This window comes from Natronospira bacteriovora (assembly GCF_030848495.1).
In the GTDB taxonomy this organism is placed as follows: domain Bacteria; phylum Pseudomonadota; class Gammaproteobacteria; order Natronospirales; family Natronospiraceae; genus Natronospira; species Natronospira bacteriovora.
Window position 1 is genome coordinate 107,424 of sequence record NZ_JAVDDT010000002.1, and the last position, 15,187, is coordinate 122,610.

The window sequence follows — 15,187 nt, forward strand, 5'->3', positions numbered from 1 at the left end:
GAGGAGAATACATTATGAAAATCATGCACAAGATGGCGGTGTTGACTGCAGCCGGTACTTTGATGGTGGCCGGTTTGGTTTCCGCCCAGGAGACCCCGGTGCATCCGATTACCGATACCGCCCCTGCGGTTGGTGAAAAGGGCAAGGTCATGCTGTATGGGGTGATTATCGAGAAGGCACCTGAGTCACAGCGTGTCAACGACCCCCATGACACTCGTCAGTCCCTTGAGCGGAGCGGTAAGGCCGAGCAGAAATCGGACTCGGATTGAGCGCTTCCCGGGTTGGAGTCAGGCTCGCGAGCTGAGGCTGACTCCGGCCCGGGTAACTGCATGAGCCCACCGGGCCATCCATTTTCATGGCAGCGGCATGTGAGTGACTGTTGCCGGATGGCCGTCGGGGGGCTGGTATTGCGACAGATTCCCTGCGATCATTCGACCATTGACCGTATCAAGATCGGGCACTGCCCTGGAGGTTGGTCATGGTAAGAAATGCGGCACGCTTGATGGCTGTGATCGTGATGTCCTTGATGTTCGTGGCCCCCGTATGGGCGAAGAAGCCGCCGGAGCCTGAAGATATCCCTGTCTTGTCTCCGGAGGCTGAGCAGAAGATCAAGCAGTCAGCTGCTGAACGCGAAGCCAGGCAGGCTGAAATCGAGGCCAGGCGGGAGGCGGCATCTCGGAACAAAGATCGGGGACAGACCCCCCGCCAACGTAACCGTTGATAGATAGCAAGGGGTTCCGTATTCGGCTCAACTTTGCAACCAGACCACCGGGGCGCCCTTCAAGGGCGCCTTTTTCATGGCGTCTGTTACAAGGCGTGAGCGACACTCCCAGCTTGATTCGTGCCGTTCATTTGGCATGGTAATATCCCTGTGTGTGCAGGGGAGATGTAATGGGAATTGATCCGATCATTCTGTTTTTCATTCTTGGGATCCTGGCGGGTGCCGTGAAAGCGGATCTTCACCTGCCCAAGGCCGTATACGAGCTCCTCACGGTTCTGCTGCTGCTTTCCATTGGTCTGAAGGGGGGCGTGGAGCTGGCGGACAGCGACCTGCTGAGCATCCTGCCCGGTCTCGGTGTGATCGCCATCAAGGGGGTGATTCTCGGACTGATTGCCTTTGCCATGCTGCGTCTGTCGCGTAAGTTGCCCCGCGCGGATGCTGCCTCCATCGCCGCCCATTACGGTTCAGTCAGTGTGGGTACCTTTGCCGTTGCCATGGCCTATCTGGAACATCAGGGCATTCCCTTCGAGGCCCATGCCGCTGCTTGGGTGGTGGTGCTTGAGGTACCCGCTATTCTGCTGGGGGTCGTACTGGTTCGGGGCCTGCGCCCGGCCATGGGATGGGCCGGTCTCTCCCGGGAGGTATTCCTTGGCAAGGGTGTGGTCCTGTTGTTGGGAGGGCTTTTCATCGGCCTACTGGCTGGGCCTGCGGCCATGCAGCCCCTGGAACCGCTGTTCTTCGACGCCTTCCGGGGTGTGCTTGCGCTGTTCCTGCTGGAGATGGGTCTCGTGGCTGCCAGCCGGGCTGGTGCCCTGCGTGAACACGGGCTGTTCATTGCCGCCTTCGGTCTGGTGTTTCCTCTGGTCGGCGCCGCGGTTGGTACTCTCTTTGCCTGGATGCTGGGGCTCAGCCTGGGTGGGGCGGTTCTTCTTGTTACCCTGAGTGCCAGCGCCTCTTACATCGCGGCCCCTGCGGCCATGCGTTTATCCGTTCCGGAGGCTAATCCGAGCTTGTCGCTCACTGCCTCCCTGGCATTGACCTTCCCCTTCAATGTCATCGTTGGAATCCCCCTGTATCACTACATTCTTTCGCTTTTCTATCCGGGTTCCGGAGGCTGACATGCGCCGTAAACTGTTGACTGTGATTACTGAAGAGGCGCTGGAACGCCCCCTGGTCAAGATCATCAGGGATTGTGGTGCGAGGGGTTATACCATCACGGAGGCTCGTGGTGCGGGGCGCCGGGGTGCCAGAGCACCGGGTGTGGAGCAGGGTGCGAACATTCGGGTAGAGGTCATCTGTGAAGAGCAGATTGCCTGGCAGATTGCCGAGCTGCTCCATCAGAAATATTTCAAGGACTTCGCCATGGTTCTGTATCTGGCGGAAGTGGACGTCATTCGGGGTGAGAAATTCTAGCCAAAGCCTGGCCTTCATCGCACGGGAGTCGCCACAACTTCTGTCAAACCGGTCAGTCTTTCTTTGCCCCGCGGTGCCGTAACTTGCCGACAACGCCGGAGGCGCTTCCCCATGCCATTAGCTGCGAAGCGTGTTGTGGAAGGCTTTCAACAGGGGTGAAAGCTTGTCCGCCGACTCGAACTGCGGCGCATGGCCCAGTTTTCCGATCATTTCCCGCCGCAAATCCGGTAGCGCCCGACGAAAGGCCGCTTCCAGACGGTGGCCGGCCACTGGATCTTCCGGGCCGGCAACCAGACGCAGGGGGCGGCGGGTTTCTCTCAATGCACGAACCCATCGTTTGCTGCGTTTCATCAGTTCCTGGTGATAGCGGGCGTGGGCAGGCAGTATCCAGCGACCTTCATTCCGTTTCAGCAATTGCCAAAGCTGCTTTACCTCCATCGGTGTAGGTCGACTGTATGGGCCGGAGAGCTCGTTTAGGTACTGCCAGAAAAGATTTCTGCTAGCGACAAACTTCAGCAACTCCCCGAACTGGCTTGCCAGCCAACGTTCAGCGCGAGGTGGTTCCGATAGTTCCGGGAAGATGGGTGCATTGATCAGGAACAGACTCAGCGGGTTGATGCGCGGATCAAGTTCTTCCGCTTCACGGCCTTCGGCACGTGCCATCAACTCAAGCCCGATCATGGCCCCCAGGCCCTGGCCCATGACATGGAAATCACGAATATCCAGCGCCTTGAGCAGATCTTCCATGCGATCACTGTGGGCAACCACTGAGTAGCGTGCATCGCCGGGCTTGTCGGAATGACCGAAGCCGAGCAGATCGGGGGCAATGACCCGAAACCCATCCAGGTGGGGCATGAGCTTGTGCCAGCTCCATGATGCACCGGGCAGGCCATGCAGACAGAGCAGCACCGGGCCATCGCCCACGTCGTGGACGTAAAGGCGCTGCCCCCCGAGATCAATGAGCTGCTGTGGCTGGTACCACTGTGATGGTTTCATGAAAATCTCAGGGATAGAGCCGCTCGGTCAGCCACTGCTGGCCCTGGCGACGGTAAACGATGCGGTCATGCAGGCGGTGAGCACCATCGTCCCAGAACTCGATCTCGTGTGGAACGACCCGAAAGCCACCCCAGTGCAACGGACGGGTGATGGGGCCGTCACCAAACTCCTTCTCCAGTTCCGCCACTCGCTGGCTCAGGGTATCCCGGCTGTCCAGGGGGCGGCTCTGCTGGGAGGCCCAGGCGCCGATCTGGCTGCCTCGCGGGCGGCTGGCAAAATAGGCGTCCGATTCCTGTTCCGGCAGTTTCTCCACCGGCCCCTGAACACGAATCTGGCGGCGCAGCTTGTCCCACCAGAAGAGCAGGGAAGCCCAGGGGTTCTCCAGTAGTTCACGGCCCTTGCGGCTGTTGTAGTTGGTGAAGAAGGTAAAGCCGCGTCGATCCCAGTATTTCAGCAGAACGATGCGGTTTGACGGTCGACCCTCGGCGTCCGCCGTGGCCAGGCTCATGCCGGTGGGCTCATTCATGCCGGAGCGGGCCTGAGCGTCGTCCCACCAGATGCGGAACTGCTCGAAGGGGTCGTTGGCGGCGCTGTCTTCGTGAATGCCTGTCTGACTCATCGTGGCTCCCGTGATCGAAGGGTAAGACCTGCATGATGGCCTCGAGAGCGTAATTCTACCTTGATTGACGTCAGCTTTGGCAGCGACGCTCGCTCGGTGCTGCCGGCTTTGGCAGCGCCGTGGCAATCAGTGAGGACAGCAAAATGAAGGCGAGTGCTGCCAGCAGACAGCCACTCAGGCCATGGAACTGGTACACCAGCCCCGACAACAGGGTACCCACCAGGCGGCCGGCGGCATTGGCCATGTAGTAGAAACCCACGTCCAGCGAGACGCCGTCGCCCCGGGCGTATTCCAGGATCAGCCAGGAGTGCAGGGAGGAGTTGATGGCGAACAGGAAGCCGAACAGGCCAAGCCCGATGATCAGGGTTGCCGCCGGCGAGAAACCCGCATCAAGGGCGACCACCATCAGGGCGAGGGACAGGGCCAGTGCAATGGCCCAGGCAATGGCGGCGCGTCGTCCGCCGTGGGCGGAGTCCCGGCCCTGCAGGCGGGCGAAGCGTGGTGCCAGTGACTGCACCACACCGTAGCCGATCACCCAGAGCGCCATGAAGGTCCCCACCTGCACGTGGCTCCAGCCCAGTACGCCCTGCAGGAAAACCGGCAGGGCCACCACGAACCAGATATCCCGCGCGCCGAAAAGGAAGAAGCGGGCAGCCGACAGATAGTTGACGGCGCGGCTCTTGGAGAGAATCTGCCGGAAGGGCGTCTTGCCACTGGCCTGGCCCATGCCGCGCCGCAGCAGGATCAGGCTGAGCAGGAAGAACACGGCAATCCAGACCGCCATGGCCAGCACGCCGACCTGAAAGCCGATGGTGCCCAACAGGGCGCTGCCCACGAAGAACCCCACCCCCTTGAGCGCGTTCTTGGATCCGGTCAGGGCGGCCACCCACTTGAACAGTCGGCCGCTTTCTCCGGCCGGCACCAGCAGCTTTACGCTGCTCTTGGCGCTCATCTTGTTGAGGTCCTTGGCGATCCCCGACAGTGCCTGGGCCAGCATCACGTAGATCACGCCCAGCCAGGCCTCCGGCACGGTGAGCATCAGCAGCGCCACCACCTGCAGGAACATCCCCGCAAACAGCGTCCGATGGAGACCGAAGCGTGCCCCGATCCAGCCCCCCAGCAGATTCGTGATTACACCGAACAGTTCGTAGAGCACGAACAGCATGGCCACTTCGAAGGGCGAGTAACCCAGCTGGTAGAAATACAGCAGCACCAGCATGCGAAGCGCACCATCGGTGATGGTGAAGGACCAGTAGGCCATGGTGACCACCATGTACTGGCGGATGGCTTCCGGAAGTTGTCTTACACGCTCCATCATCCCTTCAATCTTCCATCCACAGTCATGATTGTCGCCGGTGGTCAACGCTCAATGAGTGAAAGTCAGGAAGTCCTGATGCGATCCACCAGATCAAGCATCCGGCAGACATAGCCCGTCTCATTGTCATACCAGGCCACCACCTTCAATTGAGTGCCATCCACCACCATGGTCGACAGGCCATCCACGATGGATGACCGGGTATCCCCGCGATAATCGCTGGAGACCAGTGGCCGATCTTCGTAGCCCAGCACGCCATTCAGCTCACCCTCGGCAGCGGCCTTCAGTGCCGCATTGACTTCCTCCTCGCTGACGGCCCGCTCCAGCTCGAACACGGCGTCGGTCAGTGAGGCATTGAGTATGGGGACCCGCACGGCCATGCCGTTCAGGCGGCCTTCCAGTTCGGGGAAAATCACCGTGATGGCTTTGGCGGAACCGGTCGTGGTCGGTATCAGGTTCTCGCCGGTGGCCCGGGCACGACGAAAATCCCGGTGGGCGGAATCGATGACGCGCTGGGTATTGGTTGCATCATGAATGGTGGTGATGGCGCCATGACGGATCCCGAATGCCTCGTGGACAACCTTGACCACGGGGGCAAGGCAGTTGGTGGTACAGGAAGCGGCAGAGACCACCCGGTCCCGGCTGGGGTCGAAGTCGCTGTCATTGACGCCGACAACCACATTGGGTGCACCACCCTTGACCGGGGCCGATACCACGCAGTGGGCACTGAGCTGCTGCCAGGGGCCAAGGGCTTCGGCATCACGGTAGCGGCCCGAGCATTCCAGGGCGATGTCCGCCGAAGCGAAGCGGGCCAGCTCCGTCAGTGAGGCGGCCTGGCTGAAGGCAATTCGCTGCTTCCCGATGATGAGGTGGTCACCATCACTGTCGACCGCATGATGCCAGCGACCATGAATGGAATCGAAGGCCAACAGGTGGGCGGCCAGGTCGGCATCCATGTTCGGGTCGTTGATGCGGATGAAGTTCATGCCCGGGCGGTCGAAGCCGTGGCGAAGCGCCAGGCGGCCCATGCGGCCGAAGCCATTGATGATGATGGAGCTCACGGTGTCGTCCTGTGCTTGGGTGCGGGGTCGTTCATTGGGGTTCATGATTCTGCCGAAGACGGGTGATCAGCCCTTCCGGGCAGGCCGCGGGGTTGCCCTCGCAGCAGTCCTCGAAGAGATAGGCCATGAGCGCATTCATGGTGACCAGGCGGGCCTGGTACAGGCGGCTGCGCCCCTGGCGGCGATGCTGGATCAGGCCTGCCCGTTCCAGGGTCGCCAGATGAAAGCTGAGCGTGGCCGGTGCCAGCCCGAGTGCATCGCCGATCTCACCGGCCGAGGCGGGGTTGGGGTGGCGTCTGACCAGCCAGCGGAACAGGGTGAGGCGGCTGTCCTGGGCGAGGGCCGACAGGGCATTGATGGCATCGTTCTTTTCCATGCTTCCAATATTATCGAAATATATTCATGGCTTCCATCGCATTCTCCGCCCGGGCCGACGTCACGGTTCGCTGTTGAAAAAGGCCGGTGCCTCTGGGTACCATTTTTTTTCTGGGGAATCATTGACCAAAACAAGGGGGGATAATGTCCGAACTCGCGCCTGGTGCCGCCAGCCGGCGGCTGACTGTTTGCCTCGTTTTCGTTGCTGTCCTGTTTACGGCCTGCGCCAGCGGCCCCGACTATTTCGAGGGCCCGGCGGCACCCAGCTACGAGAACACGCCGTCCAGTGCCCAGCTTCAGCGTGCCCAGGAGGCCTACCGTGCCGGTCGTTATGCCACGGCGCTGGAGTACTACAAGCTGGCCGCCTACTGGGCGGACAAGTTCGCCCAGTACAACGTCGCTGTGATGTACCTCCAGGGAAAGGGCATGGAACGTGATCTGGCGCGTGGCTGGGCCTGGCTGGAACTGTCAGCCGAGCGTGGCTATCCACAGATGGCCGGCCCCGCCGGCGACATCTATCCACTGCTCGACGAGGAAATTCGGCAGGAGGCGAGGCAGATACTGGGAGAAGAGCTGTTACCGGAATACGGCGACGAGGTGGCCATCGAACGAACGGCAAGGCGCATGGACCGCAATCGCCGCGTGGCCACGGGTAGCAACACTGGTTCAACGGCCGGTCTTGGACGGTTGACCGTCATTGACGGTCGCGGTGTTCACAGTGGTACCCAGTATTACGATGACAGCCGCTGGGATTTTGAACAGATCGTGGAGGCGGAAACGCGTTTCATGTTCAACTGGGCCCGCGGCACCATCGGCCTCGGCGAGATGGAACTTCATGATGACGAGCCCGAAGGCGAGGGCGAGCAACGATAGCCCTCGCCGTCGGTGGTGCCTCAGGGCATATCTTCCTGCAGTCGCGCCTCGAGCCGGGCTCGGAACTCACGAATGCGTTCCGCATTGGCGCCCACGTCCGAACGACCCACCCGGGATTTGGAGCGAATGTCCAGTTCACTGCCCCGGGTGGTTTCCCGGATGCGGATGACCACATCGTCCTTGAAGCCGAACCAGCGGGTAGTGGCCGTCGCCTCGATCCGGCCTTCGGGGGCGTCCACGTCCACCAGTATCCAGCGCATGGACTGCGCCACATGGACGGCGGCTTCCACGGCCGTGTTCCTGTCCACATTCAGGATCATTGTCTCCAGGTCAGGGTAGGCCTCCCGTTGCTGCCGGGCCGTTTCCTCACCGGCGTACGCCACCGGATTGGGGGCATCCGCCCGCAATGGTGCGATGGCCTCGAAGGCCGGAGGCTCCTCGGTGTCGGTGCTGATATCGTGAATGGGCGGGACGGAGCGGGCTTTCTGCAGCCAGCTGTAGGGAAGCCCCACGCTGATGGCGCCAATCAGCAATGCAATCAGGGCCACCGCCAGACTCTGATGTGCCCGACCCAGCCAGAGGCAGAGTCCGGCCACGGGCAGGGCAAGCAGTGCCACCAGCAGGCCGGTCCACGCGCCGTACCGGAACAGGCCGAAGGCGCTGGACAGCTCCAGCAGTCCACTGCGATACGCAGGCCCGGCAAGGGCAAGCAGAGCCAGAGCCACGATGGCAGCGGCCAGCAGCAGCCAGGCAGCCACGGGTAGCCATTGACGAACACGGTCGGTGGAAACCCGAAGCATGGCCATTCTCCTCGCAGGATGATCCCTTCTCAGCCGTTGATGATAGCAGGCCTTTCAGCGCTGTTATCGCTGAGCGCGCCGCCGCAGCTGGAGCCCTGCCCGGCGGTACAGCCGTAACAGTGTCCGGAGACCCGGATCGGATGGCCTTCAAGGTTCCTGTCCAGGAGGTCGGCCAGGTGAACGCGCTCGCCGCCCAGGCCCAGTTCCAGCATCTGGTTGAAGTCGCAGTCGTAGACAAAGCCTTGCCAGTCCACGCTGATCAGGTCACGGCACATGACGCCAGCCAGATTTTCGGGGCGGTGCGACTGGCGCAGGGTGTCCATGTAGTCATCGAACTGTCCGGTGGACAGCAGCAGGCTGCCCCAGCGCTTGATGGGCATGTTGGCCAGCGCGAACAGACGGTTGAAGCGAAGACCGAATTCATGCTCCAGAAACGCCCGGTAGTCCTGCTCCAGCTGAGACTGTTCAGGCGGCAGGTGCGCCCCCACCGGGTTGTACACCAGATCCAGTTCCAGCCCGGAATCCGGATCACCGTAACCCAGCTCATTCAGCTTCTGCAGGCCGCGAATGCTTTTGTCAAAGCTGCCCTTTCCGCGCTGTTTTTCCACATTGTCGGACTGATAGCAGGGCAGGGAGGCCACCACCTGAACCCGATGCTCCGCGAGAAAGCCGGGAATCCAGTCAAAGCCGGCTTCCTCGATGATGGTGGGGTTGCAGCGATCCATGAGGTGAACGCCCAGCTCATGGGCGGCCTGGAACAACCGGCGGAAATGCGGGTTCATTTCCGGGGACCCCCCGGTCACGTCCAGGGTGCGGATCTTCTGCCGCTCCATGAATGCCAGTGCGGTTTCCATGGTGCCCCAGTCCATGAGTTCGGTACGATTGGGGCCGGCGGCCACATGACAATGAACGCAGGACAGGTTGCAGAGGTAGCCCAGGTTCATCTGCAGCGTGTCCAGCCGGGCACGCCGGAGACCGGGGAAGGGGATCTTTTCCAGCTTGGGCAATGTATCGCGCATGCGGAGCCTGCTTCGCTTGGGTGATGTCTGGAATGTAACAGCTCGCCAGGGTGGGCGTCTTCCCACTCAAGGCCCCTCCGATTTGAATCCGAGGGGCCATGAGTGGGACGGTGGATCTCGGCCACTGTTACAGCCCTCTGGGCAAAATCAAGGGAACCTCGGGTTCCTGAGAACACCAAGGAGTGTTGAGTGATCAAGCGCATCCTGCTGATCGCGGTCGTGATCTCACTGATCGCCGCTTTTTTCCTCTCGGGTCTGGATCGTTATCTGGATTTCGAGTTCCTCCAGGCCCAGCGGGAGGCGCTCCAGCGGCTCATTGTCGAGCAGCCGCTGCTGACCATGGGGGGGTATTTTCTCCTCTACGTGCTGGTGACGGCCCTGTCCATTCCGGGCGCGGCCGTCATGACCCTGGCCGGTGGTTTCATCTTCGGCCTGCTCTGGGGAACCCTGCTGGTTTCGGTGGCCTCCACCCTCGGTGCAACCGCGGCTTTCCTGATCGCCCGTTTTCTCTTCCGTGACAGCGTCCAGCAGCGTTACGGGGACCGCCTTCGGGCCGTCAATCGTGGCATCGAGCGGGAAGGGGCCTTCTACCTCTTTGCCCTGCGCCTGGTGCCGGTCTTTCCCTTCTTCGTCATCAACATCGCCATGGGTCTGACCCCCATACGGACCCTGACCTTTCTGCTGGTCAGCTGGGCGGGCATGTTGCCGGCCACCATCGTCTACGTGAATGCCGGCACCCAGCTGGCCCGTATTGACGGGCCGGGAGACGTGTTGTCGCCGGCCCTGATCGCTTCTTTCGTCCTGTTGGGTCTTTTCCCCCTGGTCGCCCGTCGCCTGCTGGCCATTTTCAAGCGTCGCAAGGCCCTGCGGGGCTGGAAGAAACCGAAGCGCTTCGATCGCAATCTGATTGTCATCGGCGCCGGCTCCGGTGGTCTGGTCGCCGCCCTGATTGCCGCCGCGGTACGCGCCAGGGTCAGCCTGATCGAGCGCGACCGCATGGGCGGTGACTGCCTCAATACCGGCTGTGTGCCGTCCAAGGCCTTGATACGTTCGGCGACGTTCAAGGCCGCCGTGGAACATTCCGGGAAGCTCGGTTTTCCCGAAGCCAGCGCACCCGTTGATTTCCCGGCCGTGATGGAACGGGTGCAGCGGGTCATTCGCACCATTGAGCCGCATGATTCGGTGGAACGATTCGAATCCCTCGGGGTGGATTGTATCCAGGGGGAGGCGAAGATTGTTTCACCCTGGGAAGTGGCGGTGAACGGCCGGCATCTGAGCAGCCGGCATATCATCATCGCCACGGGTTCGTCCCCGCTGATTCCCCCCATCCCCGGCCTGAAGGATGTGGATTACCTGACCAGTGACACGCTCTGGTCCCTGCGGGAGCAGCCCCGTCGGCTGGTGGTGCTGGGGGGCGGGCCCATCGGCTGTGAGCTGTCGCAGGCCTTCGCCCGGCTGGGCTCGCAGGTCACTCAGGTGGAAATGGCGTCGCACCTACTGGGGCGGGAAGACGCGGATGTGGCCGACTACACTCGCCGAATCCTGGAACGGGACGGTGTCGATGTCCGCCTTGGCCACAAGGCAGTGAAGTGCGAGCAGCGTCCCGAGGGCGGCTTTGGGCTGATCACGGAAGTGGATGGCGAGGAAGTGACCATTGAGGGGGACCGGCTGCTGGTGGCCGTGGGGCGCAAACCGGTCACCGAGGGCCTGGGTCTGGAAGAACTGGGTGTGCGTCTCAACGCCAACGGCACCATCGAGACCGATGAGTTCCTGCGCAGCTCGATCCCGACCATCCACGCCTGTGGTGACGTGGCCGGCCCTTTTCAGTTCACCCATGCCGCCTCCCATCAGGCCTGGCATGCGGCGGTCAATGCCCTGTTTGGCTGGGCAAGGCGATTCCGGGTGGACTATCGTTTCCTGCCCTGGGTGACCTTTACCGATCCGCAGGTCGCCCGCCTGGGGCTGAATGAACACAATGCCCGTGAGCAGGGCGTGGCCCACGAAGTGACCCGTTACGATTTCGAAGGCCTTGATCGTGCCATCGTCGACGAATCCGCCGAAGGCTTCATCAAGGTTCTGACACCGCCAGGAAAGGATCGCATTCTGGGCGTGACCATTGTCGGTCCACAGGCGGGGGAGCTGATCAGCCAGTTCACGCTGGCCATGAAAAACGGGATCGGGCTCAACAGGCTGTTGTCGACGATCTACCCCTACCCCACGTTCAGTGAGGCCAACAAGTTTGCGGCGGGCAACTGGAAGAAGGCCCATGCCCCCGAGGGTGTGCTGCGCTGGCTGGAGCGCCTTCACGCCTGGCGGCGATAGGCGCCTCCGGCGACAGCCGGTGGCTTACCAGCGTACCCGTGCACCGAGGCGCCACTGGCGGCTTTCTTCGCGATAGTCGTAACTGCCACTCAAGGCAACCCTATCAGACAGATCAAAAACGCCCTGCACCCGCATGCTCCATTCATGGTCGTCCGGGTCGAGGCGGTGGCGACCGTCCAGCCGCGGGCCGCCACCCAGCTCGAAGCGTGGGCTGATGCGGGTCCGGATGCCGACGGCGAACACCACCGAACGGACAGTGGCTTCCTGTCGAAGATGGCTGAAGCTGGGGCCCGCTTCAACATAAGCCATGCCACGGTCGGTGATCATCTGACCGGCGCCAAAGAGCAGGGCGTTGTATTCCAGGCCGAGACGGCTGTCGTCATCAAATTCTTCGCTGGAGAGGCTTTCCCGTTCCAGGGCCACCCAGCTGTGTTCCGCAATCGACAGGTTGAGGCGCCCGGCCAGGCCGGTGAGGGTCGTGCCCTGGAGGGCCGTATCCCGGTCGGGGTTCAGGCGCGTATAGGAAAGCGACAGATAGTCATGACCGAAGCCCGGTTCCGCGTGCGCCGACGGTGGAGCGAGGACGGACAGGGCAAGGACAAGAAGGCCGAATTGCAGCTGGCGCATGACACCATCTCCCCGGGGAACCGCTTTTCAAGGGTTCCTGATACTGAAAAACACTCCCCGCTCAAGGCGGGGAGTCGGAAAAGCAGTCAAGCCCCGATCAACCGGGCACATTCACGGAACCTCTGCAGGTTCCTTGGATCGTTTTCCCTGGAGTATGCCTCATTCTTCCTCGTCGAAGCCGTAATGCTTCAGCTCATCCTGGAGGCGGCGGGCCTCCATGTATTCCTCGACGGAGCGCCATTGACTCTTTCGCTGGCTGTTGCGGGCGGCGGGGGGGCGGTTGGCCGGTTCCGTTGCCGCGAACAGCTTTTCCAGGTCACCGGCCTCGTCCAGATCCAGTTCATCGTCAAAGTCATGCTCTTCCAGCGATTTCTTCTTTCCGGCCATCGTTTGCTCGTCCTCCATGCCAGGCACGCTTGCAGGCTGACGGGGTCAATGGTGCCCCCATTTTTCAGCGCAGCCTTTTATAGGGATTTTGACCGTGAAAAGAAAGCCCTTTCTGCAAAAAAACTTCGCCGGGAACCGTGAAACTGCCGATCAATCCACCCGCGTACCCGGAGCCTCTTGCATCAGGCCGTGCTCGTCCAGGGGCGGGTAGGGGAGTCGCTTGTCCCGGCAGTATCGGGCAATGCGCGGATAGGCCCACTCGAACAACAGCTGTCGGTAGCGTTCCGGCGGCAGGCGGCAATGCTCATACAGGCCGGCCGCCAGTCGCTGCCGTTGCGCTTCGTAGAGGATCAGGGCCGCGGCTACCGAGACATTGAGCGAAGCCACCATGCCCAGCATGGGAATGATAACGTGCTCGTCGGCCAGCGCGCTGCCCTGTTCGCTGACGCCGCTGAGTTCATTCCCCAGCAACAGGGCCGTTGGGCGGGTGTAGTCCACCTCGCGAAAATCCCGGGCACGGGGGGAGAAGTGGGCAGCCACGATGCGATGGCCACTGGCCTTGAGCTTGTCGGCGGCGGTGGGGATGTCCGGGTGAATATGGGTTGCCACCCATTTTCGACTACCACCGGACATGATGCGGTAGCGCTGCACGGAACGGTCCGGGGAAACGGCGTGAATATCCTGGATCCCCACCGCGTCCGCGGTGCGCATTACGGCGGAGAGATTGTGGCTCTTGTGGACATCATCCATCAGCACGGTCAGGTCCGGCTGTCGCCGGTTCAGGGTGTCGTGCAGTTTCTGCAGTCGTTCCGGTGTCATGGATTCGCGCCAGATCACTGTCGTTTGCCGGTGGTGGACGGTTATCATACCGGCTTGAGAGAAACGCTGAACACGATCTGGCCGTGAACGGGAGTATCCATGTTCCGCAAACAGCTGGCGTTGGAGTTTTCCGGGCGGGAGATGCGCGATATCACCCGCCTGCTGAATGATCTGGTGTCCCAGAGTGGTGTTCAGCAGGGCTTGTGCCATCTGCTCTGCCTGCACACCAGTGCTTCACTGCTAATCTGTGAGAATGCCGATCCGGACGTGCCAGCGGACATGGAGCGATTTCTGGCCCGGCTGGTGCCTGACGGTGATCCCCTTTTCGTTCATGACGCGGAAGGGCCGGATGATATGCCCGCTCACGTGCGCAGCATGCTGACCCAGCCGGCGATGACGCTGCCCGTGGAGGCCGGTCGCCTGCTGCTGGGCACCTGGCAGGGGGTTTTTCTCTGTGAGCACCGAACGTGCCCCCAGCGCCGTCGTGTGGTGGTTACCATCTGCTAGGGAAGCTCTGTACAGCGGTTTCCCCAGGGAGCTGTCGTGAATCTGTGGTTGAGAATGATTCGGGTCGTGCTGAGAGCCCTGCTGGGGCAGCGCCTGGCACCGCTGGACACCTCACGGGTTTACTTTCGCGTCTGGCCCCATGATCTTGATATCAACCTGCACATGAACAATGGTCGTTATCTGACCCTGATGGATCTGGGGCGGCTGGATCTCATGCTGCGTACCGGCATGGGGCGGGTCATCTTTCAGGAGAAGTGGATGCCCGTGGTGGCCACCGCCATGGTGCGCTTCAAGCGCTCCCTCCTGCCGTTCCAGTTTTTCCGGCTCGAGAGCCGGGTCATTTGCTGGGATGAGAAATGGTTCTATCTGGAACAGAAACTTCTGCGGGGTGATCGTGAAGTGGCCCATGCCATCATGAAAGGCTGCATCCGCCGATCGGGGGGTGTTGTGCCGCCGGCAGAGATCTTTGAACGGGTGCTCGGTGAGGCGGTCGAATCCCCCGCCATGCCCGACAGCATCAGGCACTGGCAGGACAGTGAGGAAAGCCTGCGTGCTGGTTACGAGGGAGAGGGCAATGACTGAAGAGCTGATTCATATCCGCCAGGCACGTCCAGGCGATGAAGCTGTCATCGTCGAGTTCAACATGGAGCTGGCGAGAGAATCCGAAGGTCTGGTGCTGGATCCGGTGGACGTGCGGCCGGGTGTTCGGGCCGTCCTCAATGACCCCGGGCGGGGCTGCTACTACCTTTCCGAACTGGGCAATCGGGTGGTCGGGCAGATTGGCCTGACCTTCGAGTGGAGTGACTGGCGCAATGGCTTCTTCTGGTGGATCCAGAGCGTGTACGTTCGCCCGGACGCCCGTCGCGGCGGCGTCTTCCGGGCCCTCTACCATCATGTGGAGGCCATGGCTCTGGAAGATCCGGGCTGCACCGGGCTGAGGTTGTATGTGGAGCCCGAGAACGAGTCCGCCATTGCCACCTACCATGCCCTGGGTCTGGGTGATGCCCCCTATCGCATGCTGGAGCTGGATTTCTCCGAACCCGAACGGAGTGGTGAGTAGGTGCGGGTGCCTGCCCTTGCTCTGCTGGCGAAGCGTTGGGCTGGGTGCTAGAATCCACGCCTCATCCCGCCACGTGGCGGTGATGGTCCACAACACGGGGCCGTAGCTCAGTTGGGAGAGCGCAGCAATCGCACTGCTGAGGTCAGGGGTTCGACTCCCCTCGGCTCCACCATCTTCCGAAAATGCCGGGCCTCGCCCGGCATTTTTCATGGGCCTCTCTCCGCCTGTTTTCCCCGGCTTGATCCGGCGCTATGCTGGCCTCCAGTGGGTTGG

At 61.8% G+C, this 15,187-nt stretch carries 18 protein-coding genes and 1 tRNA gene; 9 read left to right on the plus strand and 10 right to left on the minus strand.

All coding sequences use genetic code 11. The features are described 5' to 3' along the window. Positions 1-14 precede the first annotated feature (14 nt). From RBH19_RS03245 to RBH19_RS03255, 3 genes are all read left to right on the plus strand, one after another. Positions 15-269 (plus strand): hypothetical protein, encoded by a 255-nt coding sequence (locus RBH19_RS03245; RefSeq protein ID WP_306727387.1) that lies wholly within the window; start codon positions 15-17, stop codon positions 267-269. A gap of 622 nt (positions 270-891) precedes the next feature. Next, positions 892-1,839, plus strand: coding sequence for a sodium-dependent bicarbonate transport family permease (locus RBH19_RS03250; protein WP_306727388.1), 948 nt, complete (start codon positions 892-894; stop codon positions 1,837-1,839). A 1-nt stretch (position 1,840) separates the two neighbouring features. Next, the gene (locus RBH19_RS03255) at positions 1,841-2,134 is read left to right on the plus strand and encodes a P-II family nitrogen regulator (RefSeq protein ID WP_306727389.1); all 294 of its coding nucleotides are present in this window, start codon (positions 1,841-1,843) and stop codon (positions 2,132-2,134) included. A gap of 117 nt (positions 2,135-2,251) precedes the next feature. Here RBH19_RS03255 and RBH19_RS03260 read toward each other — a convergent pair whose 3' ends face one another. The 5 genes from RBH19_RS03260 to RBH19_RS03280 form a co-directional block, all read right to left on the minus strand. Then, positions 2,252-3,130, minus strand: a complete 879-nt coding sequence (locus RBH19_RS03260; protein ID WP_306727390.1) for an alpha/beta fold hydrolase — start codon at positions 3,128-3,130, stop codon at positions 2,252-2,254. Between the two features lie 7 nt (positions 3,131-3,137). Next, complete coding sequence (pdxH, locus tag RBH19_RS03265) at positions 3,138-3,749, minus strand: pyridoxamine 5'-phosphate oxidase (protein ID WP_306727391.1); 612 nt, start codon at positions 3,747-3,749, stop codon at positions 3,138-3,140. 70 nt (positions 3,750-3,819) lie between these two features. Continuing rightward, on the minus strand, positions 3,820-5,064 hold the full coding sequence (arsJ, locus tag RBH19_RS03270; protein WP_306727820.1) for an organoarsenical effux MFS transporter ArsJ: 1,245 nt from the start codon (positions 5,062-5,064) through the stop codon (positions 3,820-3,822). Between the two features lie 65 nt (positions 5,065-5,129). Then, a complete protein-coding gene (locus tag RBH19_RS03275; protein ID WP_374728949.1) occupies positions 5,130-6,170 on the minus strand; it encodes an ArsJ-associated glyceraldehyde-3-phosphate dehydrogenase in 1,041 nt (346 codons plus the stop codon). Further along, complete coding sequence (locus tag RBH19_RS03280) at positions 6,157-6,501, minus strand: ArsR/SmtB family transcription factor (RefSeq protein ID WP_306727393.1); 345 nt, start codon at positions 6,499-6,501, stop codon at positions 6,157-6,159. The genes RBH19_RS03275 and RBH19_RS03280 overlap by 14 nt, the downstream gene beginning before the upstream one ends. Positions 6,502-6,644: 143 nt before the next feature. Between RBH19_RS03280 and RBH19_RS03285 the strand changes: the two genes are divergently transcribed. Continuing rightward, entirely contained in the window at positions 6,645-7,373 is a 729-nt protein-coding gene (locus RBH19_RS03285) for a hypothetical protein (protein WP_306727394.1), read from the plus strand. Positions 7,374-7,393: 20 nt separating this feature from the next. Here the strand turns inward: RBH19_RS03285 and RBH19_RS03290 are convergent, their stop codons facing one another. Further along, positions 7,394-8,173: a DUF1499 domain-containing protein gene (locus RBH19_RS03290; protein ID WP_306727395.1), complete on the minus strand. Its 780-nt coding sequence runs from the start codon at positions 8,171-8,173 to the stop codon at positions 7,394-7,396. Between the two features lie 29 nt (positions 8,174-8,202). Beyond that, positions 8,203-9,192, minus strand: a complete 990-nt coding sequence (arsS, locus tag RBH19_RS03295; RefSeq protein WP_306727396.1) for an arsenosugar biosynthesis radical SAM (seleno)protein ArsS — start codon at positions 9,190-9,192, stop codon at positions 8,203-8,205. Positions 9,193-9,381: 189 nt separating this feature from the next. Between arsS and RBH19_RS03300 the strand changes: the two genes are divergently transcribed. Beyond that, entirely contained in the window at positions 9,382-11,514 is a 2,133-nt protein-coding gene (locus RBH19_RS03300; RefSeq protein ID WP_306727397.1) for a dihydrolipoyl dehydrogenase family protein, read from the plus strand. Between the two features lie 24 nt (positions 11,515-11,538). Here the strand turns inward: RBH19_RS03300 and RBH19_RS03305 are convergent, their stop codons facing one another. The 3 genes from RBH19_RS03305 to trmH form a co-directional block, all read right to left on the minus strand. Then, the gene (locus RBH19_RS03305) at positions 11,539-12,141 is read right to left on the minus strand and encodes a hypothetical protein (RefSeq protein ID WP_306727398.1); all 603 of its coding nucleotides are present in this window, start codon (positions 12,139-12,141) and stop codon (positions 11,539-11,541) included. Positions 12,142-12,300: 159 nt separating this feature from the next. Then, positions 12,301-12,528, minus strand: coding sequence for a hypothetical protein (locus RBH19_RS03310; protein WP_306727399.1), 228 nt, complete (start codon positions 12,526-12,528; stop codon positions 12,301-12,303). A gap of 150 nt (positions 12,529-12,678) precedes the next feature. Further along, entirely contained in the window at positions 12,679-13,347 is a 669-nt protein-coding gene (gene trmH, locus RBH19_RS03315; protein WP_306727400.1) for a tRNA (guanosine(18)-2'-O)-methyltransferase TrmH, read from the minus strand. A gap of 99 nt (positions 13,348-13,446) precedes the next feature. On the opposite strand from trmH, the gene RBH19_RS03320 reads away from it, so the two are divergent. The 4 genes from RBH19_RS03320 to RBH19_RS03335 all read left to right on the plus strand — a co-directional run bounded on the left by RBH19_RS03320 (position 13,447) and on the right by RBH19_RS03335 (position 15,086). Next, positions 13,447-13,854, plus strand: coding sequence for a secondary thiamine-phosphate synthase enzyme YjbQ (locus RBH19_RS03320; protein WP_306727401.1), 408 nt, complete (start codon positions 13,447-13,449; stop codon positions 13,852-13,854). Between the two features lie 36 nt (positions 13,855-13,890). Next, positions 13,891-14,436: a thioesterase family protein gene (locus RBH19_RS03325; RefSeq protein WP_306727402.1), complete on the plus strand. Its 546-nt coding sequence runs from the start codon at positions 13,891-13,893 to the stop codon at positions 14,434-14,436. Continuing rightward, on the plus strand, positions 14,429-14,914 hold the full coding sequence (locus tag RBH19_RS03330; RefSeq protein WP_306727403.1) for a GNAT family N-acetyltransferase: 486 nt from the start codon (positions 14,429-14,431) through the stop codon (positions 14,912-14,914). Before RBH19_RS03325 ends, RBH19_RS03330 begins: the two co-directional genes overlap by 8 nt. 96 nt (positions 14,915-15,010) lie before the next feature. Further along, positions 15,011-15,086, plus strand: a tRNA-Ala gene (locus tag RBH19_RS03335). Positions 15,087-15,187 lie beyond the last annotated feature (101 nt).

Coding starts and splice junctions, on each gene's coding strand:
- RBH19_RS03245 (WP_306727387.1), top strand. CDS start 15: ATGAAAATCATGCACAAGATGGCGGTGTTGACTGCAGCCGGTACTTTG.
- RBH19_RS03250 (WP_306727388.1), top strand. CDS start 892: ATGGGAATTGATCCGATCATTCTGTTTTTCATTCTTGGGATCCTGGCG.
- RBH19_RS03255 (WP_306727389.1), top strand. CDS start 1,841: ATGCGCCGTAAACTGTTGACTGTGATTACTGAAGAGGCGCTGGAACGC.
- RBH19_RS03260 (WP_306727390.1), bottom strand. CDS start 3,130: ATGAAACCATCACAGTGGTACCAGCCACAGCAGCTCATTGATCTCGGG.
- pdxH (WP_306727391.1), bottom strand. CDS start 3,749: ATGAGTCAGACAGGCATTCACGAAGACAGCGCCGCCAACGACCCCTTC.
- arsJ (WP_306727820.1), bottom strand. CDS start 5,064: ATGGAGCGTGTAAGACAACTTCCGGAAGCCATCCGCCAGTACATGGTG.
- RBH19_RS03275 (WP_374728949.1), bottom strand. CDS start 6,170: ATGAACCCCAATGAACGACCCCGCACCCAAGCACAGGACGACACCGTG.
- RBH19_RS03280 (WP_306727393.1), bottom strand. CDS start 6,501: ATGGAAAAGAACGATGCCATCAATGCCCTGTCGGCCCTCGCCCAGGAC.
- RBH19_RS03285 (WP_306727394.1), top strand. CDS start 6,645: ATGTCCGAACTCGCGCCTGGTGCCGCCAGCCGGCGGCTGACTGTTTGC.
- RBH19_RS03290 (WP_306727395.1), bottom strand. CDS start 8,173: ATGCTTCGGGTTTCCACCGACCGTGTTCGTCAATGGCTACCCGTGGCT.
- arsS (WP_306727396.1), bottom strand. CDS start 9,192: ATGCGCGATACATTGCCCAAGCTGGAAAAGATCCCCTTCCCCGGTCTC.
- RBH19_RS03305 (WP_306727398.1), bottom strand. CDS start 12,141: ATGCGCCAGCTGCAATTCGGCCTTCTTGTCCTTGCCCTGTCCGTCCTC.
- RBH19_RS03310 (WP_306727399.1), bottom strand. CDS start 12,528: ATGGCCGGAAAGAAGAAATCGCTGGAAGAGCATGACTTTGACGATGAA.
- trmH (WP_306727400.1), bottom strand. CDS start 13,347: ATGACACCGGAACGACTGCAGAAACTGCACGACACCCTGAACCGGCGA.
- RBH19_RS03320 (WP_306727401.1), top strand. CDS start 13,447: ATGTTCCGCAAACAGCTGGCGTTGGAGTTTTCCGGGCGGGAGATGCGC.
- RBH19_RS03330 (WP_306727403.1), top strand. CDS start 14,429: ATGACTGAAGAGCTGATTCATATCCGCCAGGCACGTCCAGGCGATGAA.